Raw genomic sequence first — 20461 nt, forward strand, 5'->3', positions numbered from 1 at the left:
GTGGAGCGACTGTGCCGGTCGCAGTTGGTGGACTGATGACCCATGGAGCAGTCATCGCACGTGAGTATGGGTTGCCAGCAGTTGTCGGAGTGGAAAATGCCACCAAGCTGATAGCTGGGGGCCCCCAAACCCTCCAGGACTCCTGGGGCCCGAAGGCCTGATTCGCTGGAAGAGCCCAGCACTCCCGAGGAGATTGCTGGGCTCTTCATGGCCGGGAGCCGTTATTTGACCTCGCCGACGTTCACCAGGCTGCCGCCCAGCGCGCTCAGGTTGCGGTTGCGGTCGGAGCGATCCTGGCTGACCTCGCCGATGGCTCGCACGGTGATCGCCTTGCCGCGCACCGAGGCCGTCCGCTTCTTGTAGATGATGATGTTGAACGCGTCGGTGTCGTGGGCCACCACGTAGATGCCGTCCGTCTTCGGGGCGTTCTTCACCGCGTTCGCCGCCGCCGCGCGCACGAGCGGGTCGGTCACCGCGCCGCCCCTGCCCAGGATGGAACCGACGAACGAGCCCACGCTGTCCAGCGCGCCGCCGTCCTCAGCACCCCAGCAGATGAGGAGCAACACGCACTGATAGCTCGCCTGACCGGTGATCTCCGGTCCCCAGTCGAAGCCCACCTCCTGCGGACGGTTCCACACGGAGGCGGGCTCCGCGCGGTTGGCGAGACCCGAGTCCATGTATGCCCGGCTACCGGTGGCACAGCCCGTGGTGATCGCAACGATGAATGCCGCAAGCACGCCCATTCGGAACATGATTCACTCCTAGTCTAGGTGGGGAATTGCGGACGCGCTCCTAGTGCGTTCCGGACTCGGAGTGGAGAGAAAAATGAGCGCGTCGGGGAGGACCGAGGACCACCTCCCATCCCGGCTCGGGCGCACCGGGCTCCGGGAGCCCCGCCCTCCCAAGCCGGACATGAGCCAGGGGCACGGAAGTGGATTTTCCACACCTGACCGATGCGAACGGCGTCTTGCACGTCGTCGCCGTGCACAAGGTCGACAAAACGATCCGTTACGCGACGTGTAGCGCCAACTGCCACGTGGACGCCAATTGGATTCGCGAGACCATCGATGACACCACCGCCGTGGGTGATCAGGTCGCGCATCCCCAGGTCGCGGTCGATGCCGATGGCCATGTCTTCGTCGCCTTGCAACACATTCCCGCCGGACAGGGGGTGGTCGCGCAGCGGGTGAAAGTCACGGCCAGGTGTGCCACCGATGGCTGGGACAATGACGGGGGCGATCCGATCGACGACACCCAGGGGCGCGAGCAGATTGGCGGTCACCTGGTATCCAAGGCCCTGCCCGCCTTCGTTCTGGACGACACCAACAACCAGCGCTCCACCGTCTACGTCCAGGCCGTGGGCGCAGCGGATCGCATCGGCCGTTGGGCTCAGGAGGATGCCACCGTCGCGTTCAACGACATCTGCGCCGGCCAGTGAGCCGGCTCCCCCCTACAAGTCGGGACAGGGAAGACAGGTTCAAAAATCCGTCCGCCCTCGTAAACGATTGAAAAGCGCAAAGAGAGTGTGTTACCCACCGGCCTGCTGAACGAACGTTCGTTCAGCAGGCCGATCATGCGCTCCCTTCCTCGATCACATCTGCAGGTTCAGAAGGCGACCCTTCCGGCAACGGTGCCCAACGGCACACGGCGGCGGATACTGGAGACGGCCCTGCGGCTCTTCGCGAGCGAGGGGTTTCATGGCACGTCGATCCGGGATGTCGCGAAGGAGCTGGAGCTCCAACCGAGCGCGCTCTACTCGCACTTCCCCTCCAAGGAGCACATCCTCGCGGAGCTCGTCCAGATTGGCCACGAGGCGCACCACGAAGCACTCCGTGGGGCGCTGCTGAACGCGGGCACCGAACCGGCGGAGCAGGTGCGAGCGCTCGTCCGGGCCCACACCCTCCTGCATGCGGCCCACCCGCAGTTGGCGGTCGTGGTGAATGAGGAGATCCACACCCTGCCACCCGAGCTCTCCGCACCGGCGATGGCACTGCGAAACCAATCCGCCGCCTTCTTGCGCGAGGTCATCGAGCGCGGCGTGGCGATGGGGCGGTTCTCTCCTCCCCACGCGGTTGCCACCGCGGCGGCGATCTCCGCGATGGGCGTGCGTCTCCCGTATTGGTACGAGCCGGCGGGCACGCTCGATATCGAGACCCTCGCTGATATTCACACCGAGCTGGCGCTCCGCATGTTGGGAAGGCGCTGAGTGCGCATCGGGGCGTTGCTGCTCTTGCCGCCGCTGGCGGACGTCTAACAGTACACGCGCTGAAACGGGTCCTCGAGACCTCGCGGCCCTGGAAAGCGCATGGGCCGCAACCGCCATCCATGAACGACCACGCCATCCAACGCAAAGTCCTCGCTTTCTTGCTGCTGCTCCCTCTTGGCTTGATGCCCTACTCCGCGCTGCAGTGGTTCCGGGTGATGGAGAGCGAGCAGGACCTGGTGAGGCTGCCACTGCGGCTGGCGCAGCTGCGCAACCCGCCCGATACCGGCGAGAGCGGCCGTGCGGCGGAGATGAAGCGGATGAGGACGGAGTCGCGTGCCAGCCAGCTCGAGGAGAAGCTGCGCTTTCTCGAGGCTCAGCCGGGCAGCTTGATGCTGCGCCGCGTATTGTCGACCGCCGCGCTGCTCGGTGAGTTCGGCGCCTTCGTGATGGGCCTGGTCCTCGTGCTGAAGATCCGCGTCGACAGCCGCCGCGCGCATCGCTCGTTCGATTACCTGCTGGGTCATCTGGGAGCGAGCTTCGATGCGGTGTCGCGGATGCTGCTGTGGCACATCGGTCTGATGTTGACGGCGCTGGCCGCCACCGCGCTGTACGAGGCGGTATGGTCATACACCCACTGGTCCACCCACGGTTTCGTGGCGGTGGTGTTCACCTTACCGTGGTGGGGCGCGAGCTGGGCCACCGCCTGGCTGTTCTTCCGCGCCCGCCGCGAGCTGGCGCCCCTGGAATCCTTGGGCGTGGACGTGCTCGGCCGGGTGCAGGCGCGCGACGACGCGCCGGGGCTGTGGAAGTGGGTCGACGGCATCGCCAGCAAGCTCGACGTGCCGCGGCCGGACCATATCGTGGTCGGCCTGGTCAATGGCTTCTTCGTCACCAGCACGCCGGTGCGGGTCGATCCGCAGCAGCTCATGCTGAGTGGCCGCACGCTGTATATCCCACTGACCTTCGCCAGTGTGCTGAGCCAGGCCGAGACGGCCGCGATCATCGGCCACGAGCTCGGGCATTTCTCGCACAAAGACACCGACCATGGCGCACAGCTGTCGCCGCTGTACCGGCGCATGCGGCAGAAGATCGCCGTGCTGCTGCAGCAGGACGAGGACCATCCGAGCTGGTTCAACCGTCCGGCCATCTGGGCCTCGGTGTATTACCTCGACCAGTTCGACCGCGCCTATCACCACTGGAGCCGCCAGCAGGAACTGGCCGCGGATCAGGTCGGCGCGCGCGTCGGGGGCCCCGCCGTATGTGCCTCGGCGCTGATCCGGGTGACCGCGGTGTCCGAGGTGATTGATCAACTGTTGGCCGATCCGCGGCTGCGGGGGAGCAACCTGATCCAGGCCCTGCTGGAACGGCTTCGGCGGACCGAGCTGACGCTGACCCAGGAGACGCTGGAACACACCATCGCCCACCCGGTCGATACCCATCCCCCAACCCGTACGCGGCTCGAGGCCCTCGTCGTATCGCTCGACCCGGACCTGCTGCGGCAAGCCACTCGCAAGCTCGGTGAGGCGGAGACCTCATGGTTCACGCGAATGCTGGCCAGCCGCCCACAGGCCGCCTGAAACCCTCTCATTTTTCCCCAAGGAAGCTTCCCATGTCCAAATCCCGATCCCCCGACGCCATTCAGAACCTGGCGCAGTCGCTCAGCGAAGACTTCGCCCACCGCAGCAAGGCCGAGCAGGCCGAGGCGATCCGTGAGCTCAAGCAGATCATCGCCAACGCGCCCGAGCGCAGCGAGTTCCGCGATACCAAGAAGTTCTTCTACCGCGGCCCGGTGTTCTGCGTGGCGCCGCTGGCGCTGGCGATCTACATGATGAAGACGCAGGCGTCGCCGAGTTGGGGCATGATCGCCTTCCTGCTGGCGCTGGCGCTGTTCGGTGTGGTGCTCGCCTACCAGCATCGCAATGACGGCGCCACGCCACACATGGTGCTGACCCGCACCGAGCTGCAGGTGACCAATCTGTCCGCGCCGCTGCCGCTGGTCGAGGTCAACGACCTGGAGATCGCCGAGCTGTCGCAGACCTGGATCAACTTCCATGTCGGCGAGAACACTTCCCTGCCCACCGCGACCCGATTGCGCGGCATGCTGGTGTCGCAGGCGGTGGTGTTCCCCAAGGGCAAGAAGCGCCGCATCGCGGTGAGCATGGCCGGCATCAAGGTCAACGGCGAGAAGCTCGACTGGGATGAGACCCTGGAGCTGATCGAGCGTCATCTGCAGGCCGCCCACGCGACCGCTGAGCTTCAGGCGCTCCAGGCTCGCTGAGCCCGTCGCGCTCCCTCAGGGCAGTTCGCGCCGCGGATCCGCGCTGCGGCTCCCGGCCCGGAGTGTAAGCCGGAGGGGTGCGAGCGATTTTGGAGCGAGAACAACGGCTCGAGCCCTGACACCATCCGCGGTGCGGTACGCACGAGCCTGCTCGCCGCCCGCGTCAGCGTCGCCTCGCCGGACGGACTGGTCCACGGTCAGCCCCGCCGGAGACAAGAAGGGCGCGGAGCCGTTCAACAATCCGTTCCGCAATCTCAAACACTGAGACCGCTGCGCGCGGAGCTTTGCTCCTGCACTGTCCAGGGCGGGTCGCGCGGCCCTCCTGGCCTACCACCTACCCCGGCCCTCTCCCGCAACAGAGCCCCCATCCCGCCTATACGCCACGGCAGGGGGCGTGGGCCTGTGGGCACCTGCTGCTTGGGGTTCAACACCAGCCGATGCGGACCCACAAAGATCGCTTGAGTCCAACCCCGAAGACCGGGAAGGAGGCGGCACGCAAAGGAGCGTCTCAATGAACGTTCGTCACCTGCCCGTCGTCGTTCGCCGCACCGGACTGGCCGTATTCTTCGCCGCCGTCGTTGCCTGTGCAGTGGAGCCGGAGAGCGACCCCGAACTCCAACCGCAAACCGCCGCGCTTACCGCGGGCACCCGGCTCATCGGCGTGCAGTCCGGCCGCTGCCTCGACGTGGCCCAGAACAGCCAGACGCCGGGGACCGGGCTCAACATTTATGACTGCCACGGAGAGGGGAACCAGCGGTTCCTGTTCACGCCCGAGGGCGAGCTGCGCGTGTTCGACGGCGCCCAGTGCGTCCAGCCCGCGACCGCCAGCGCCGGGGCAAGGGCGGTCATCGGCGCCTGCACCGGGGCGGCGAATCAGCGGTGGGTCCGCAACGCCAACGGCACGGTGGTCCATACGCCGTCCTCGCTGTGCCTCGACGTGTCCGGCGGGGCCACCACCAACAGCTCGCCGGTGATCCTCTGGAATTGCAACGGCCAGACGAACCAGCAGTGGTCGCTGCCGCCCGACTCCCAGCCCCCCACCGTGCCCACCGGGCTCACCCTGTCCAACGTGACGTGCAACTCGGCCACGCTCTCGTGGTCCCCGTCCACGGACAACCAGGGGGTCGCCTTCTACGACGTCTACCACGACGGCCAGCTCATGAAGACCGTCTCCGGCGCCACGGTGTCGACCGTTCTGACCGTGGTCCCCGGCGCGACCTGGGGCCTGTACGTGAACGCGCGGGATGCGGCGGGCAACGTCTCTCAAGGCAGCGCCACGCTCTCCATCACCCCGCCGCCGTGCCAGGTGGACACCCAGCCCCCCAGCGTCCCGACCGGTGTCTCCGCCACCGCCTCGGGCACCAGCGTGACCGTGAGCTGGAGCGCGTCGACCGACAACCAGGGCGTGAGGGCGTACGACGTGTTCCGAGGGGGCGTGAAGATCGGGACGGTGTCCGGCTCGCCGCCCGGGACGTCTTTCGTCGACAGCGGCCTCTCCCCGAACACGGCCTATGCCTACGCCGTGCTCGCCCGCGACGCCCAGGACAATGCGTCGGCCCAGAGTTCGGCCGTGACGGTCACCACCGGCCAGGCCTGCGCGAACGCCGTCTGCTCCGTCACCCAGGTCGCCACCGACACGGACATCCCCTGGGGCCTGGTGAACCTGCCGGACGGCTCGGTGCTCTACGGCCGCAGAGACGCGCAGAACATCGTTCGCCTGGACCCGGCGACGGGCCAGAAGACGTCGGTGGGAACCGTCCCCAACGTGCAGAGCACCGACGGCGAGGGCGGGCTGATGGGGCTGGCCCTCTCCCCCACCTTCTCCAGCGACCGCTGGCTGTACGTGATGCACACCTCCCCGACCGACAACCGCATCGTGCGCCTGCGGTACGAGAACGGCGCCCTCAACACCGCCTCGCTCCAGGTGCTGGTCCAGGGCATCGGCCGCAACAAGTTCCACAACGGCGGGCGCCTGCGCTTTGGACCGGACGGGAAGCTCTACGCGTCGACCGGGGATGCCCAGAACGGCGCCTACGCGCAGGACATCAACAACCTGGCCGGCAAGGTGTTGCGGCTCAATGCCGACGGCAGCGTCCCGTCCGACAACCCCTTCGGCAATTACGTGTGGAGCTACGGCCACCGCAACCCGCAGGGACTGGCCTTCGATTCTCAGGGCCGCCTTTGGGAACAGGAGTTCGGCAACTCCGTGATGGACGAGACCAACCTCATCCAGAAGGGCGGGAACTACGGCTGGCCGAACTGTGAAGGGACGGTGTCCCAGGGCGGTTCGGGCTGCGCGACGGCCGGGTACATCGCCCCGAAGCAGACCTACCCCACGTCGGAAGGCTCCTGCTCCGGCATCGCGGTGGTCCGCGACGTCCTCTACGTGGCCTGCGCCCGCGGCTCACGCCTCTACCGCGAGGTCATCAGCGGCTCCGGCGTGACCAACGTGCAGCAGTTCTTCGTCGGCACCTACGGCCGGCTGCGCACCGTCGAGCCGACCCCCGACGGCAACCTGTGGCTGACCACCACCAACGAGGGCGACAAGGACAGCATCGCCGACAACAGCAACGAGAAGATTTTCCGCGTCCTTCTCGGGCAGTAGGCAGCTGTGGAGGCTGACACCTGCTGGTCCCCACGGCGGCGGCGCCGGGCGAGGACGAAGCAGCAGCTCCCGCCTCCCGCTACTTCGAGTTGACCGCGACGGCCCTTCACCGGTCCGTCGCGTCGTCGCTCTTCAATGGAGCTCGGAACCGGTGATGGGGGTTACTTGCCGCAGGCGCACCAGGGCGAAGCGGTCGTCCGGGCGGCATGCTCGGCCCAGTACGCCGCGCTGTAGCGTGCGACGGAGTAACCGCTCAGCAGGGTGGTGCGGTCCTGTTCATCCAGCGTCTTGTCCGCCAGCGTCTCCATCTCGAAGGACTTCGTGGTCTCGATCAGCGTGTCCGTGTCGAGGGGCGCGACGGCGGTGAAGTAGCGGATGAGCCGCTGGCTCACGGCCGCCGTCATCTTTCCGCTCTTCACGCGATTCTGGAGGGCAACGCCGATGTCCTCATCAGCGGCCGAAGCGACGAAGTCGAGCGAGTCGTGCCAGGCCGCCTCGAACTCGGGCATCTTCAGGAGCTCCGGCGGGGCGTTCAGCGCCTTGCTGGCGTACTCCCAGATGGGGCCCTGGGTCCGATCGCGCGGGAACGGGAAGGGAAAGGGGTTGGGAATGCAGCCTCCCGGCCCAATGATGGACACGGTGTCGTCCAGTGCCGCGTTGTGGTGCTTGCCGATATGGTCGAACGGGTTGAGGGGATTGGACGGATCGCCCGACGCCCGGCGGCCCGCGCTCACTCCCTGGGTGGTGGTCTCCCTGGTGGCGGCCTCGGAGGAGGCCCCGACTCCAGTGGTGAACGCGCCCGAGACGGCTCCGGTGACCCGGCCAACTCCGCCGGATTCACCATTCTGAGCGCCCAGGTACGCCCCTGTGACGGCACCCAAGACGTCCGAGCCGATGACCCGGAGCCACCTCGGCCAGCGCAGGGGCTGGGCGAGGGTTCCCTCGGGCGTGGGCATGGGCTCGGACTCCTGGACGGGGCCACAGCCCGAGGCGAGCACGCAGGCGAGAAGCAGGGAGGAACGAAGCAGGGGGCGAATCATGGGGGTCATCTTCTTCGAGGTGGGGGGACCGCGAGCCGATGCGTCACGGTAGCTCGGCCGGTTCGCCGAGCGTGCCCTGGCCTGGAGCAGGAAACGGGCCAGGGCGTGCCTCCTCCTCTGAAGAAGGTGAAGATTGTTCTTCCCGTGTTGCTTTGAGCGCCACGGATTCCAGGCGCGCTGTTGCCTTCCGATGCACGACCCGGCTTCCGTCCTGGGAACCCAGTCACTCGCCCGCCACATCCGGAGCCCTCACCGGGCCGCGTGTTGCCTCGGAGGCACGGCACCTCGACAGCATCCTGTTGGCTGTGGTGGCTGCCATGGGCTATAGCAAAGAGCGAATGGCGGTGGTTGTGGACAAGGCGGCTCCATTGCCCAGCTGGCCATCGGAGTTATAACCCCAGGCCCACACGGTGCCGTCGGAGCGCACCGCCAGCGAATGGTGAGAGCCCGCGGCCACGGCCACCACCCCGCTCAATCCCTGCACCTGCACCGGCACCGAGCGGTTGCTCGTGGTGCCATCCCCCAACTGGCCGTGGGAGTTGTCGCCCCAAGCCCATACGGTGCTGTCGGAGCGCACCTCGAACGAATGGGAGGAGCCCGCGGCCACGGCCACCACTCCACTCAACCCCTGCACCTGAACGGGCGCCGAGTGGTTGCTCGTGGTGCCATCCCCCAGTTGGCCCAAGCCGTTGGCGCCGACGGCCCAGACGGTGCCATCCGGGCGCAGTGACAGAGAATGTGATCCTCCTGCCGCGAGGCGTACTCGCGACTGTGCGGCCCACAGAGGCGCCCCCATCAACGCCTGCTCTCCGGACTCGTCCGTGGGCTGACCACAACCCACCACCATCAGCACTCCAATCCAGACTCCCAGCAGTCCGGTCATCCATCGTCCTGTATTGCTTTTCATTGCGTTGCTCCTGGTCAGAAGGGAGCGTTACAACTTTCGCGGGCGGCATCTGCCTTCCTCTGGCACTGCGTTTCGCAAGAGCGTGTGGTCCCTGAAGAGTCACTCACGCAATCCTGACGATTCTGCGTTCCACATTATTCAAGCCGACAATCGCCGCAGGTGCTCGCACAGGCGGTCTTGCATTCATCGCCGTGACCCATCTCCGCCGCCGTGCACGCAATTGATTCAGTGGAACAGCCCCCGAGGTCAGGTCGGGTCACCCGGCTTCTGGCTGACCAGAAGAGGAGTTCGGCCAGCGAGTAGCGATCCGTCTCGGTCGAGGGCGCGGCCTCACCCCGCACCACTTCCGGCGCCATGAACCTCGGGGTGCCGAGCACCCCCCCCAGCCCGCCCCGGTGACCTCGACATCGAGAAGCGCTGCAAGCGAGGTTGCCTCACAGCGGAGGGACGCACCCTCTCGAGCAGCCCGAGGCGACCGCTCGCCCGCGCAGGGCAGAGGTGCGCCTGGAGCGCGACGTGATCGGCGCTGAAGTCCCGCCTGCTCCTGCGCACGCGCATCGTCACCTGCGCATCACCGGCATATCTCGCGCGCCATGGGGTGCCACGCCATCCGAGCGACCTCGAGAAGCACCCGCTACCAGGTCTTCGCCGCGGCAAGCGCCTCGTCGAAATCCAGGCCGTTGACCGGCATCACCGCGAGCCAGTTGATGGGCCCCACGACGTCGAAGACGAGGCCCTTGCCTCCGGTGGCTTCGACGATGCCGGCTCCCGCCGTGTTGCCCGCGCCGACGCCGTAGACGATGCCCGCGCCCGCGAGCTCCACGCTCGAGAGGCCCGCGCCGAAGGTGTTGTCTCCCACGGACGCCGCCACGTGGTACCGGCCATCGGGAACCTGGAGCCGGAACTTTCCTCCGGTCGTCAGCACGAAGCTGGCGAGGCGCGGATCCTTGGTGCCGTTGCGGTCGCCCCGGGTCAGAAGACCGGCCGCGCCCTGCCAGCCCCAACCACGGGCCGCGTCGAAGGCGGAGTCGTCGGCCACCGCCCAGCCCTCCACCGCCGGCGGTCCCGGAGGCTGGAAGTTCAGGGCGAAGAGCTCCCGGGTCGCGCTCGAAGTGACCTCGAGGGCTGCCTGGGCGTCGACCTGCCCGACCTTCGCGTGGAGCGTCGTGCTTCCCTCCGAGAGTCCCTGCACCGTGCCGCTGGTCACCGTGGCAATGGACGGATTGTCGGAGCTCCAGGTGGCATCGCAGGTGACGTCGCGGGTGAAGACGTCGGCGCCGCGGTGGAAGGAGCCGACGGCCGTGTAGCGTGACGGCATTCCGCGGAGTGCCTTGAGCGCCGATGCTGGCTGAATCTTCAGCGCGTCGAGTACGACATCACCGGCCATCGGCACCACTTCGAGCTCCAGGGCTCCGACCAGCCCGCGCCGGGTGAGCGGGTCGGTGTAGCTCGCCTGCAGCCGGGCCCGGCCCGGCTGGATGGCCCGGAAGGTGCCACCCTCGTCCACGGTCGCCACCTCCGGGTCGAGCGAGCTGAACGTGACCCCCGACGTGGCGACGAACGAGCTTCCGTCCTGGAACACCGCCGTCACCTGCAGCTTGCCGGTCGTGTTCGTCTCGACCGAGGCCTTGGGCGCCTTCACGTCGATGCGACGCAACAGGCGTGGGGGTCTCGAATCGAGCCGGTAGACGAAGACATTCGTGTCGACGGTATTGACCACCACGAAGACGTTCAGGCCTGGCACGTAGCGGAACCGCCCGAAGGTCCCGTTCATGTTGGCCGGTCCGGGCACCACCGTGCCCAGTGCCGGATGCTTCGTCCAGACGCGGGTGTCGATGTCCAGCGTGTAGACGTCCCCGCCTCCCTTCCACGCCACGATGCGATCGCTCACCGGGTCGTAGTCGACGCCGGGATTGCCACCGGCTTCAATCTCCCTGTCGCCCGTCGTCGCGAGCCGCACGTGCTTCGGAACGAACTTCCCCAGCGCGTCGATGGCCCAGGTCTCGGTGAAGCCCTGACCCACCGCGACGTACAGCTTGCGCCGGGGGTCGACGACCGCGTTCCGATAATAGCCAAGGTCATCCGTCTCACCGCGGATGGTCCACTTGCCGGTGGCCGGGTCCCAGAACGACATCGCCCCTCCACCGGCGTGGTACCAGAGGACGCGGGTGCCGGGGTCGTAGGCACAGTTGGCGCCGGTGCGCATTCCGAGCTGGGGAAGGTCGGGGTGACTCTCCCAGCGGTTCGTGTCGAGGTTGAGCGCCGTCTGCGGCCAGCCATCCCAGCCGATCGCGAGAAACCGGTCGAAGGGCGGAGGCAGGTACTCGAGCCCATCGTAGGTGTGGACGGCGCAGTTGACCCCCAACGACCGGGAGGGACACTCATCTCCCTGTTTGACGGGGTCCGGGTCGGTCAGGCGCAGCCACGCGCCCTTGCGCAGATCAAAACCGTAGATTTCGTTGCCGAAGTAGCCGTTGTGGCCGCCGCCGGTGATGTAGAGCCGGTCGCGCTGGGTGTCCAAGGCACCGCTCGACCAGTCGTTCATGATTCCGCTGATGCCCTCGCCCCAGGCGAGCCACTGATAGTTATCGGGCGTCGGCATCAGGGCCGCGGCCCGCAGGTTCGAAGCCGGGAACTCGTACCAGCGTCCCGCCGCCAGCCCGGAGAGCGCATCCGGCTGGGGATTCGGGATGGTCACCGTCACCGGGTTCGACGGGACACTCTCTCCCCCGTCGTCGGTGAGCGCGGTGACGGTGTATGTGTACGTCTCGCCCGGGACGGCCGGGCGGTGGGTGAAGGACGGCCGATTGACCTGTCCGACCTGCGCCGCGCCCAGCAGCACGCGGTAGCGCTTGACCGAGGCATCTGGCGACGGCTCCCACGCCAGTGAGACTTCGAAGGAGGAGACGCTTGCCGCGGCGAGCTTCGTCGGCGAGGCGGGGCGCTCCGGCCTCGGACCGCACGCGCTGACACCGGCGTCGACCCCCGCATCAGCCCCTGCGTCAGCTCGCCCGACAACTCCGCCGTCACCTGTTGCATTGTCAGAGCCGGTGCAGCCGGCTGAGGCCAGAACCAACACACTGACGACAAGGGTTCGAACGAGAGGTCGAAGGAGCATGCGCGTGATCGGTATCAGGGGATCCGCGCCCGGGGCAACGTCGTTGCCTTCGTCACCCGGGTGCGCGAGGCAGGCACTGTGGGGCGCGCGGTCCACAGAGTGTGGGGGAGGCCCCCCATCACTTCAGGGCTCAGGACCCGTGCCATGGACCCCTGCTCCCAGGAGAGCCCGCGCGAGCGCCCCATGGCATGTGACTTGCCTGGGGGCCGCTCATGCCCCCCTGTCTTTCAACTTCTTCCGGCTCCAACCGAAAGCTCCCCCCTCCATGGCTGGCCGCCGCGCGATGCGCGCACTCCCTGCTATGGGTCCTTCCACTGCTGTTCTGGCTGGGATGCTCCACCGGCAGCACGACGGCCCCCATTGACAATCCCGGTGGCGAGGACGCCGGCTGCGTCGAGCCCCCGCCCCAGGGCGGCTCCAACGCGGGTGTGCCGGCCGACGTGCTCGTCCCCAGCCGCCTGTTGCGGCGCGCCTCGCTGGCGCTGAGGGGAAATCCTCCGACGGACGAGGAGTACGCCGCGCTGGAGTCCGCCGGGGACGAGGCCGCGCAGCGCGCCTACGTCTCGGCCTTCGTGGACAAGACGCTCCAGCAGCCCGCCTTCTACCGGACGCTGTTCGAGACGGCGCGCGACTGGTTCAACATCCCGCCCGTGGGGCCGTCGGCGGATCCGCCGGAGTATGGCTTGCAGCAGCAGCGCTCCATCGTCCGGTGCGCGGCCGGCACCCCGAAGGCCGGGGCCTGGAAGTACTTCCGCGGCGACGACAAGGCCTGTCAGGGCCAGAAGCCGGATGGAACCCCCGCGGAGGAGCGCTCCATCGAGCCCTGGTGGGCGCCGGGCACGACGGCGGTGCTGGTCGGTTACGCGGCGAGCGTGGCGGCCACTGGGCAGGACCGCGACGCGAGCGGCTTCCCTGTGACGGTGACCTGCGCCACCGCGGGCCCGGTCGCGAACTGTGGCTGCGGGCCCGCTGCCGTGCGCTGCCACGCCGACACGGGAAGCTATGCGGGCTGGGAGGACTACGGGCTCCACAACCCGCAGGGGCAGCGGCGGCTCGTCGCCGAGGAACCCGCCCGGCTGTTCGCGCACCTCGGCTGGCACGACCGGCCGATGACGGACCTCATCCTCGGCAACTACTCCGTGGGGCCCACGCGCCTGCAGGCCGCCTACGTGATGCAGGGGCTCGCCGGCGAGTTGACGTACCTGCTCGACGACGACTCCTGGTGGAGGCCGTCGCGCTTCGCCAGCGCGCCGGTCGACCCCGAGCACTCCCAGGGAGATCCGACCGCCTGGCGCGAGTACTCCGTCCCGGCCCGCAACCCCTTCTTCCTGGAGGAGCGAGACTACCGGTACGACCCGCGCACGCAGTCCACGGCCATGAAGGGCATCCCCGCCGCGGGCATGCTCACCAGCCTCGGCTTCCTCAGCGCCTTCACCCGCGAGCGCGTGCGCGGCGCGCGGGCGCTGGAGATGCTGGCGTGCGAGGAGCTCTCCCCGCCGCAGGGACAGGAGTTCAACGAGTACCGGAGGGACCCGGGGACGGAGGGGCCCTGCCAGCACTGCCACCGCCGGGTGGATCCGGCGGCCATCCACTTCAAGCGCTACGCGAAGACAGGGCACGGGTTCGAGGGCCATGGCGCGACCTACCCGATGCCGGGCGTGGGCAAGGTGTGGCACTGGCCCGCGCGGTGGCGCACCGGCGAGTACCCCTATCACTCCGACCCGTTCAGCCATTGGAACCGCTGGTACATGCCCGACACGCTCCTGACGCCCGTCACGCAGGCCCAGGCCGAGGCGAACCCGGAGGCCGTCTTCATCGACTTCCTCCCGCCGGAGCAGAACCTGCTGGGCCAGGTGAGTGACGGGACGGTGGGGCCGCTGGGCTTCGCCAAGCTCATCGTCGCCTCGGGCTCGTTCGACCGGTGTGTCGTGCGCCACCTGCACGCGCAGGTGATGGGGCGGGACATCGACCCGGCGAAGGAGGCGGGCTACCTGGAGGACCAGGTGGCGCGCTTCATCTCCGGGGGCCGCAAGGTCCGTCCGTACGTCAAGGCACTCACGCAGTCGGACCTCTTCAAGAGGGGGCGCTGACATGAACCGCTACGCTTTGCTCCTCGTGCTCCCCTGGATTGTCGCCTGTAGCTCGGAGGTGACTCCGGCCACCATCCTCGACCAGTGCGGCACGCCGGCGACCTCGGAAACCCTGCGCGTCATGGAGGGCCTCAAGCCGCACTGCGAGGGATGTCACGCGCAGGGCACGCGCGGCTACTTCGCCTCGGTGGCGGCCTTCCAGAACCTGCTCGTCTCGGACTCCCGGCTGGTGAAGGCGGGCAGCCCCAATGACAGCGAGCTGGTGAGGCTCCTGGAGGGCCGGGGCACCGGCGCCTTCAAGCAGATGCCCATCGGCCAGAAATCCTACGCGCAGCTCGTCTCGGAGGGCACCGCGACGCTCCCCGTGGAGGCGGTGCGCGCATGGATTCAGGGGCTCGGCGCGCAGCAGCGCGATTCCCGGCCGAACCCCGACGCCCCGCGCATCACCCGCATGAGCGCCGACCAGGTTCAGCGCGCGCTCTACCAGCAGCTCGGGCTGGGGTACGACGACTTCTTCGTCAATGCCAAGGAGTTCGGCTTCGACATGGCGGAGTCCCGGGGCGAGGACCACCTCCCGCTCCAGTCGCCCGACGCCATCCCCTCACCCCGGCAGTACATCTCCGGCGAGCGCTACCACGGGCTGGGCGGCGGCTCGGTGATGAACCAGGTCTCCGCGGACCGGACCCCCGCGCCCACCTTCGCCCTGACGCTGACGCAGGTCTCCCAGCGCTGGTGCCGGCGGGCCCTCGCCAAGCCGGACAACACGGCGCTGTTCCCGAAGGGCGCAACGCGCACGGCGAACCCGGCCGACGTCAAGGCCACGCTGAAGCGCTGGTCCCTCCACTTCCTGGGGGAGCGCTTCACCGACACGCAGGTGGACGAGCTGTACACGGACGTCTTCGTGCCGCTCGTGACTCCGACCGACACCGAGCCCGCCTACGTAGGGGTCTGCTCGTACTTCATCCGCCACCCGCACTGGATCTTCTACTGAGGCCCCCATGAAACTCTCTCGTCGCAATCTCTTTCAAGCGGCCTTCGGGGCCGCGCAGGTCGGGCTGCTGGCGCGGTATGGACTGCCGACGGCGATGGCGCAGTCGGCGTCGGGCCGGCCCACGAAGATGCTGGCCATCTGGCTGGTGGGCGGACTGCATTGGGAGTCCTTCTTCGCGCCGATGACTCGCGCGGGCATCCAGAAGTTCATTCCTCCCGCGCAGGGAGGCAACTACGCCTACGGGTACAACCCCGAGCAGGTGCAGCACCTGGACCGCTCTCCGGTGGACCTGCTGGCCCCCGGGCCCGTGCGCAAGCTGCGCGTGCCCGTCTACTGGAACTGGGCCAACCCGGCGGACAGGAACGGGAGCAATCCCGTCGTCGGCAACGCCCAGATCTACCGCCCGGAGGGGTACGTGTGGGCCGACCCGAAGTACAAGCTCTACGAGAAGGCGGTGCTGTTGGTGGGGGCGGACCAGGGGACGGCCGCGCACGCCAGCGGCCTCATCGCGAGCATGTCCGGTGTCGCCGGCTCCACCTTCCGGGCCCCGGCGGTGCAGGCCGTCGTCGCCAACGCCATGGCGTCACGCTTCCCGGACCGGGCCCTGCCCAATGTCGCCCTGGGTGGGCCACTGCCGATGGCGCTCGGGCTGCCCGCGCTGGCGAACCCGACGCTGCTCTCCTCCAGCGCGACGGTGGAGCCCACGCTCTCCGACCGGCGTGACGGCACGTGGAACGGCCTGCGAGCGCGGAAGGATGAGCCGAATCTCGCCTTCGATGGCACGCCGATGTCCGGCACGGTGCCCGCGACGGCGGTGGACTCGGCCCTGCTCAAGGCGGTGCGCCGCGAGCGTGGCACCTCCTCCACCGGCACGGATGCGTACCTGGAGCAGCTCTATGACACGTACAAGGGCGCCAGCCGCACGATTCGCCGGGACATGCTGTCGGTGCTCGAGAAGACGCCCGCCTGGGAGAAGCTCAAGGCCGACCCCGCCTATCCCGAGGACTGGATGGCCTGCACCGGCTATGCGGATGCCTGCGGCACGATGCAGTCGATGGGGGACTATGCGTTCGCGCTCCAGTTGCTGAAGTCCGACCTGGTGTCGACCGTCACCTTGCGGGGGACGAGCATCGAAGGCTTCACCTTCGACTCCCACTTCGTCAACGGGCAGATCGTGCATGCCCAGTACCTGCGCATCGCGTTCGAGATGGTGGGGCGCATGTGCCTGGAGATGAGCCTCACTCCCAGCCGCTCGGACCCGTCCCGTTCGCTGCTGGATGAGACGCTCGTCTACGTCTACAGCGACTTCGGGCGGACGTTCCCCAAGGTGGGCAGCGACCACCACCCCGCGACGTGTGCCCTCCTGGTGGGGGGCGGCATCCAGGGGAACCAGATGATCGGCGGCTACGACGAGACGATGGAGGGCTCGCCCATGGGCATTCCGGTGAGGCTCGTCGAGGAGTCCGGGGACATCGTGACGCGGTCGCCGAGCTCGCAGGACATCGCGGCGACGGTGCTCCGCGCCTACGGGTTGCTGCCCGGGAAGGACTTCTTCATCCCGGGGGGCTACGGCGTCTTCGACGGCGTCGTGAGGACCTGACCTGCCCCTCATGCCCCGCCTCCGGTCTCCCCGGAGGCGGGCGCCGTTCGAAGCCGCGAGGAAACGTCATGCTGAAGATGGCCACTGTCGCCTGCGCCGCCGCGCTCGTCACCCTCCCCGTCCTGGCCGCGGAGCCAACACCCGCGCCCGCCGCGTCTCCGCCGCTTGCCGCCACGGGCGCCTTCAACGCGCTCTACGTCGCCGATGCGCCCAGGCTCGCGGACTGGTACGTCAAGACCCTGGGGTTCACGGTGGTGAAACAGGGCACGATTTCCGCGCCCAGGGTCTCCGCCTTCGCGCTCCTGCGGAAGGAAGACACGATCCTCGAAATCCTGCAGGTCCGCACCCCGCCCACGCCGGGTCCTCATGACCAGCTGAAGCTGCAGGACTTCCAGCTCGGCGTCGCCAAGATAGGTTTCTACGTGGCCGACGTCGCAGGGTGGGAGAAGACGCTCGCCGACCGCGGCGCCGTCTTCAACCACAAACTCGTCACCTCTCCGGACCTCGGCCTGAAGACCTTCGCGGTCCGCGATCCGGAGGGCAACACGATCCAGTTCTTCGGGAAATAGGCATCAGTCGGCGACAAGAGCCAACGCTACCGCGCGGGCATACCCTGGCGCATGAGCCGTGTAGAGTGACAGCAGACCGCTCCCAGGACAGCGATGCGTGCCATGCCGGGTATCCTGCCCTACCCGGCCGCCTCCCGGGAGGGGGTCAAGTCTTGACCCGGGATGCGCACCTCGCGTACTGCGCGACACATGAAAACGCTGCCCCCTGCCAATGAGAACGCGGAAGCCAAGGCGTTGGTGGATCGCCTCATCTCCAACCTTGAGCCAGCTGCCGAGGCGTTCTGCTACCTCGAGAAGTACCTCGTGCTCCCGACGTTCGTGTACGAGCCGGGCGAGCGACCGGACTTCGGGCGTGAGGGCGTGCACCTGGTGATGGGCGATCTCGAAGTCCCCGAGGCGGTGCTCAATGATCTCGAGAATCATCAGTTCATCTTCGTGGCGGGAAACCTGCGCTGCCGCGAGCTGTGGACCTCGGGCTGGATCTTCGTCTCGGGAGCACTCCGTGCCAACCGCGTCGTCGGCCAGTCGGGCTGCAACAACATGCTGGTCTGCGACACCCTGGAAGTCAGGGAACTGGTCGAGCGAGGCCACTCGATGGCCGTCATCGGCAAGCTGAAGGCGGAGGTCTTCTACAGCTCGCACGGCATGGTGACGTCCCAGAACGAGAAGACGCAACACCCGGAAACCAGAGACAGCGACGTCTTCCTTCAGGAGTTGCTCGACGAGGAGGGCCAGGTCGATTGGGATAAGTGGTACGAATTCGCCAACAACGAGCGCCGCTGGCATCGGTAGCAGCGCTCCCAGCCACGCCGGGCTGACCTCGAGACCCTGAGCATTCACATTGTTCATGCTCATGAAACACCGCCAGCGAGAGTGCGTGTCCCCGGCTCAACGTTGAGACATGAAATTTCCGGGAGGAGCTCCTGCCGGAGACCTGTCCAGCGCATACGCCCCGCTGCCAATCAGCGCCTGCGTCACCAGCGCGAGGATGAGGAAGGCGACGTACTCCCAGCCGCCCCCGGCGTTGGTGAACATCCACCCGTTGGCAAGGTGCGGCTTGAGCGCGCCAAGCATCACCGGCACCAGCCCCAGCGCCACCAGGCGCGTCCTGAACCCGGCCACCAGCGCCAGCCCACCAAGCAACTCCGCCAGGAACACGGGCCACGCGCTCCACCCAGGGAAGCCGTGCGCCTCGAAGAACTGCTCCGTGCCCGCGAAGGTGAAGATGAACGCCTTGGCCCCCGCGTGCGCGAGGAACACCGCGCCCAGGGCGACGCGAAGCACGGTGGCTCCCAACTCTCGAGAAGCGAAATCATCGAAGCGGCTCATGACAGCGACTCCAGGAAGCGCGAGGGGAACGATTGCCCCTCGGACACCCCAAGGAATGCCGGCCTCACCTCCCGTCCGGAAGGTGCCGCTCCCGAACGAATCGTTCTCCCAGGAGAACAATCACTCCCACTTCGAGGAACGGAACTCCGCCGCCAGCACATCGAGCAGGGCCCGCAGCCGTGGAGCAGGAGTGCGCCCGGACGCATGAACCGCATAGATGCCCAGCGGCCTGGGAGCGAAGTCATCCAGCACGGTGACGAGCCGCCCCGAGCGCAGGTCCGCATCCACCATGAAGCGCGGCAGCATGGCCAGGCCAATGCCCTGCGCCGCGGCCTCACGGAGCATGGTCCCATTCCCCGTGGCCAGCGACCCGGACACCGGCACGCGGATGCGGCCCTCCGGGCCATAGAAGCGCCACTCGTCCTCGGTGCGCAGGTGCGTGTAGCGCAGGCAGTCGTGATGAATCAGGTCCTCCGGCCGCTCGGGAGTCCCCCGCCGCGCCAGGTACGCGGGCGCCGCGCACACATGCAGCGACGTGGTGGCCAGCTTGCGAGCAATGAGGCTGGAGTCCCGCAGCCGCGTAATCCGCAGCGCCACGTCCACCCGCTCCTCCACCAGGTCCACCAGCCTGTCACTCAGCACCACCTCCACCGTGGTGTCCGGATGCAACGCCAGGAACCGGGCCAGCGGAGCGGCGAGGTACAACTGCGCGAAGCTGACGGGCACGTTGAGGCGCAGCGTCCCGCGGCCCGCGTCGGAAGCCCCGCGAGTCGCCGCGCCCGCCTCCTGGAGCATCCGCGCGCAGTGGCCATATACCCCCATGCCCGCATCCGTCACGGTGAGCTTGCGCGTGGTGCGGATGAGCAACCGCTCGCCCACACGGGACTCCAGCCGGGCCACGCGCCCGCTGACCACGGACTTGGACACGCCCAGCGCCGTCGCGGCCTGGGTGAACGAGCGGAGCTCCACCACGCGCGCGAAGCACGCGAGGCCGAGCAGGTCATCGAACAGGGGTTCACTCACGCGGTGCAGACTGCCACGGAGGCGCGAAGCCGATGAAGGCCGACGCTCGGTCGGTGCGACCCGGAGAGGAACCCTCCTCGGTAAGCGCTCCCGCGAGTCGCTCCGCGTCTTCAGAGGATCTGGTACTGCACGACGATGTTGCCGAGACCGACATCGGCGATCTTTCGGGTCCCCCCGCTTCGATGCGAGGACCGCGGACACGACCTGGCTCACCCGTCGTGCCGCCGGAGGCGTTCCAACCCGGCCTGAGACTCCGCGAGGCGTCGCTCCAACTCATGGCGCAGCCGCTCCGCTTCCTCCAGCTGCCGGGCATCCTCGTCCACGCGCCGCTGCAGCCCCGCCACCAACGTCTCCATCCGGTCGATGAGCTCCTCGTACTCCAGCAGCATCGCGTGCCCCGCCCAGAAACGGAGCCGCCCCTCCTCCACCTGCAACTCCAGTCCCAGCACCTCCGAGGTGTACCGCCCCTGCGCGGTCGGGCATCGCCATCTCGTCCCCCGTCACCTCCCCGGGCAGTGCCTCCACCACCCGGGCCCGCTCCTCCTGACTCATCCTCGCCCACTCTTCCCCAGAGGGTGCCCGGGGGAAGGGTGGACCATGAGACACAGGCGCGCCGCTCCGAGTGAGCGAGCCGCGGCCTCCACATCCTCCACGGCCAGATTCACGTGCGTCACGCGCTCGAGCATCCCAAACGCGTACCACAGC

At 68.0% G+C, this 20461-nt stretch carries 17 protein-coding genes and 2 pseudogenes; 11 read left to right on the forward strand and 8 right to left on the reverse strand.

Annotated features, from left to right (window positions below; translation table 11 throughout):
* Nucleotides 1-35 precede the first annotated feature (35 nt).
* Nucleotides 36-161 carry a PEP-utilizing enzyme gene (locus JRI60_RS55220; RefSeq protein WP_204221985.1) on the forward strand — a complete coding sequence of 42 codons (126 nt, stop codon included), beginning with the start codon at nucleotides 36-38 and terminating at the stop codon, nucleotides 159-161.
* 60 nt (nucleotides 162-221) lie between these two features.
* Here the strand turns inward: JRI60_RS55220 and JRI60_RS43660 are convergent, their stop codons facing one another.
* A complete protein-coding gene (locus JRI60_RS43660; RefSeq protein ID WP_204221986.1) occupies nucleotides 222-752 on the reverse strand; it encodes a hypothetical protein in 531 nt (176 codons plus the stop codon).
* Nucleotides 753-931: 179 nt separating this feature from the next.
* On the opposite strand from JRI60_RS43660, the gene JRI60_RS43665 reads away from it, so the two are divergent.
* The 5 genes from JRI60_RS43665 to JRI60_RS43685 all read left to right on the forward strand — a co-directional run bounded on the left by JRI60_RS43665 (nucleotide 932) and on the right by JRI60_RS43685 (nucleotide 7089).
* Complete coding sequence (locus JRI60_RS43665) at nucleotides 932-1438, forward strand: hypothetical protein (protein ID WP_204221987.1); 507 nt, start codon at nucleotides 932-934, stop codon at nucleotides 1436-1438.
* Between the two features lie 192 nt (nucleotides 1439-1630).
* Nucleotides 1631-2206, forward strand: coding sequence for a TetR/AcrR family transcriptional regulator (locus tag JRI60_RS43670; RefSeq protein ID WP_343213365.1), 576 nt, complete (start codon nucleotides 1631-1633; stop codon nucleotides 2204-2206).
* Between the two features lie 119 nt (nucleotides 2207-2325).
* The gene (locus JRI60_RS43675; RefSeq protein ID WP_204221989.1) at nucleotides 2326-3783 is read left to right on the forward strand and encodes a M48 family metallopeptidase; all 1458 of its coding nucleotides are present in this window, start codon (nucleotides 2326-2328) and stop codon (nucleotides 3781-3783) included.
* A 32-nt stretch (nucleotides 3784-3815) separates the two neighbouring features.
* Complete coding sequence (locus JRI60_RS43680; RefSeq protein ID WP_204221990.1) at nucleotides 3816-4484, forward strand: hypothetical protein; 669 nt, start codon at nucleotides 3816-3818, stop codon at nucleotides 4482-4484.
* 511 nt (nucleotides 4485-4995) lie between these two features.
* Nucleotides 4996-7089 (forward strand): lectin, encoded by a 2094-nt coding sequence (locus tag JRI60_RS43685; RefSeq protein ID WP_204221991.1) that lies wholly within the window; start codon nucleotides 4996-4998, stop codon nucleotides 7087-7089.
* 161 nt (nucleotides 7090-7250) lie between these two features.
* On the opposite strand, the gene JRI60_RS43690 is transcribed toward JRI60_RS43685, so the two are convergent.
* The 4 genes and pseudogenes from JRI60_RS43690 to JRI60_RS55225 form a co-directional block, all read right to left on the reverse strand.
* Nucleotides 7251-8129 (reverse strand): hypothetical protein, encoded by an 879-nt coding sequence (locus tag JRI60_RS43690; protein WP_204221992.1) that lies wholly within the window; start codon nucleotides 8127-8129, stop codon nucleotides 7251-7253.
* 361 nt (nucleotides 8130-8490) lie between these two features.
* Nucleotides 8491-9036, reverse strand: a pseudogene (locus JRI60_RS43695) (RCC1 domain-containing protein); the annotation flags it as partial.
* A 634-nt stretch (nucleotides 9037-9670) separates the two neighbouring features.
* Nucleotides 9671-11170, reverse strand: coding sequence for an Ig-like domain-containing protein (locus JRI60_RS43700; RefSeq protein WP_430384423.1), 1500 nt, complete (start codon nucleotides 11168-11170; stop codon nucleotides 9671-9673).
* 621 nt (nucleotides 11171-11791) lie between these two features.
* Nucleotides 11792-12154 (reverse strand): annotated as a pseudogene (locus JRI60_RS55225) (hypothetical protein); the annotation flags it as partial.
* 212 nt (nucleotides 12155-12366) lie between these two features.
* Here JRI60_RS55225 and JRI60_RS43705 point away from each other — a divergent pair.
* The 5 genes from JRI60_RS43705 (at nucleotide 12367) to JRI60_RS43725 (ending at nucleotide 18196) form a co-directional block, all read left to right on the forward strand.
* The gene (locus tag JRI60_RS43705; RefSeq protein ID WP_204221995.1) at nucleotides 12367-14244 is read left to right on the forward strand and encodes a hypothetical protein; all 1878 of its coding nucleotides are present in this window, start codon (nucleotides 12367-12369) and stop codon (nucleotides 14242-14244) included.
* A 1-nt stretch (nucleotide 14245) separates the two neighbouring features.
* Nucleotides 14246-15235, forward strand: a complete 990-nt coding sequence (locus JRI60_RS43710; protein WP_204221996.1) for a hypothetical protein — start codon at nucleotides 14246-14248, stop codon at nucleotides 15233-15235.
* A gap of 7 nt (nucleotides 15236-15242) precedes the next feature.
* Nucleotides 15243-16835: a DUF1501 domain-containing protein gene (locus tag JRI60_RS43715; protein ID WP_204221997.1), complete on the forward strand. Its 1593-nt coding sequence runs from the start codon at nucleotides 15243-15245 to the stop codon at nucleotides 16833-16835.
* A 68-nt stretch (nucleotides 16836-16903) separates the two neighbouring features.
* On the forward strand, nucleotides 16904-17404 hold the full coding sequence (locus JRI60_RS43720; protein ID WP_204221998.1) for a VOC family protein: 501 nt from the start codon (nucleotides 16904-16906) through the stop codon (nucleotides 17402-17404).
* Nucleotides 17405-17593: 189 nt separating this feature from the next.
* Nucleotides 17594-18196 (forward strand): hypothetical protein, encoded by a 603-nt coding sequence (locus tag JRI60_RS43725; protein ID WP_204221999.1) that lies wholly within the window; start codon nucleotides 17594-17596, stop codon nucleotides 18194-18196.
* Between the two features lie 96 nt (nucleotides 18197-18292).
* Here JRI60_RS43725 and JRI60_RS43730 read toward each other — a convergent pair whose 3' ends face one another.
* The 3 genes from JRI60_RS43730 to JRI60_RS53915 form a co-directional block, all read right to left on the reverse strand.
* Entirely contained in the window at nucleotides 18293-18733 is a 441-nt protein-coding gene (locus JRI60_RS43730) for a DoxX family protein (RefSeq protein ID WP_204222000.1), read from the reverse strand.
* Between the two features lie 120 nt (nucleotides 18734-18853).
* Nucleotides 18854-19756: a LysR family transcriptional regulator gene (locus tag JRI60_RS43735; protein WP_204222001.1), complete on the reverse strand. Its 903-nt coding sequence runs from the start codon at nucleotides 19754-19756 to the stop codon at nucleotides 18854-18856.
* Between the two features lie 209 nt (nucleotides 19757-19965).
* Nucleotides 19966-20205, reverse strand: a complete 240-nt coding sequence (locus JRI60_RS53915) for a hypothetical protein (protein ID WP_239470069.1) — start codon at nucleotides 20203-20205, stop codon at nucleotides 19966-19968.
* Between the last annotated feature and the right edge of the window lie 256 nt (nucleotides 20206-20461).

The sequence above is a fragment of the Archangium violaceum genome, from assembly GCF_016887565.1.
Taxonomy (GTDB): domain Bacteria; phylum Myxococcota; class Myxococcia; order Myxococcales; family Myxococcaceae; genus Archangium; species Archangium violaceum_B.

Excerpts from the sequence above, each read along its gene's own strand:
- JRI60_RS43675 (WP_204221989.1), top strand. The coding sequence starts at position 2,326 with ATGAACGACCACGCCATCCAACGCAAAGTCCTCGCTTTCTTGCTGCTG.
- JRI60_RS43705 (WP_204221995.1), top strand. The coding sequence starts at position 12,367 with ATGCCCCCCTGTCTTTCAACTTCTTCCGGCTCCAACCGAAAGCTCCCC.
- JRI60_RS43730 (WP_204222000.1), bottom strand. The coding sequence starts at position 18,733 with ATGAGCCGCTTCGATGATTTCGCTTCTCGAGAGTTGGGAGCCACCGTG.
- JRI60_RS43660 (WP_204221986.1), bottom strand. The coding sequence starts at position 752 with ATGTTCCGAATGGGCGTGCTTGCGGCATTCATCGTTGCGATCACCACG.
- JRI60_RS43710 (WP_204221996.1), top strand. The coding sequence starts at position 14,246 with ATGAACCGCTACGCTTTGCTCCTCGTGCTCCCCTGGATTGTCGCCTGT.
- JRI60_RS43700 (WP_430384423.1), bottom strand. The coding sequence starts at position 11,170 with ATGTCGTTCTGGGACCCGGCCACCGGCAAGTGGACCATCCGCGGTGAG.
- JRI60_RS43720 (WP_204221998.1), top strand. The coding sequence starts at position 16,904 with ATGCTGAAGATGGCCACTGTCGCCTGCGCCGCCGCGCTCGTCACCCTC.
- JRI60_RS43715 (WP_204221997.1), top strand. The coding sequence starts at position 15,243 with ATGAAACTCTCTCGTCGCAATCTCTTTCAAGCGGCCTTCGGGGCCGCG.
- JRI60_RS43690 (WP_204221992.1), bottom strand. The coding sequence starts at position 8,129 with ATGATTCGCCCCCTGCTTCGTTCCTCCCTGCTTCTCGCCTGCGTGCTC.
- JRI60_RS43680 (WP_204221990.1), top strand. The coding sequence starts at position 3,816 with ATGTCCAAATCCCGATCCCCCGACGCCATTCAGAACCTGGCGCAGTCG.
- JRI60_RS43685 (WP_204221991.1), top strand. The coding sequence starts at position 4,996 with ATGAACGTTCGTCACCTGCCCGTCGTCGTTCGCCGCACCGGACTGGCC.
- JRI60_RS55220 (WP_204221985.1), top strand. The coding sequence starts at position 36 with ATGACCCATGGAGCAGTCATCGCACGTGAGTATGGGTTGCCAGCAGTT.
- JRI60_RS43725 (WP_204221999.1), top strand. The coding sequence starts at position 17,594 with ATGAAAACGCTGCCCCCTGCCAATGAGAACGCGGAAGCCAAGGCGTTG.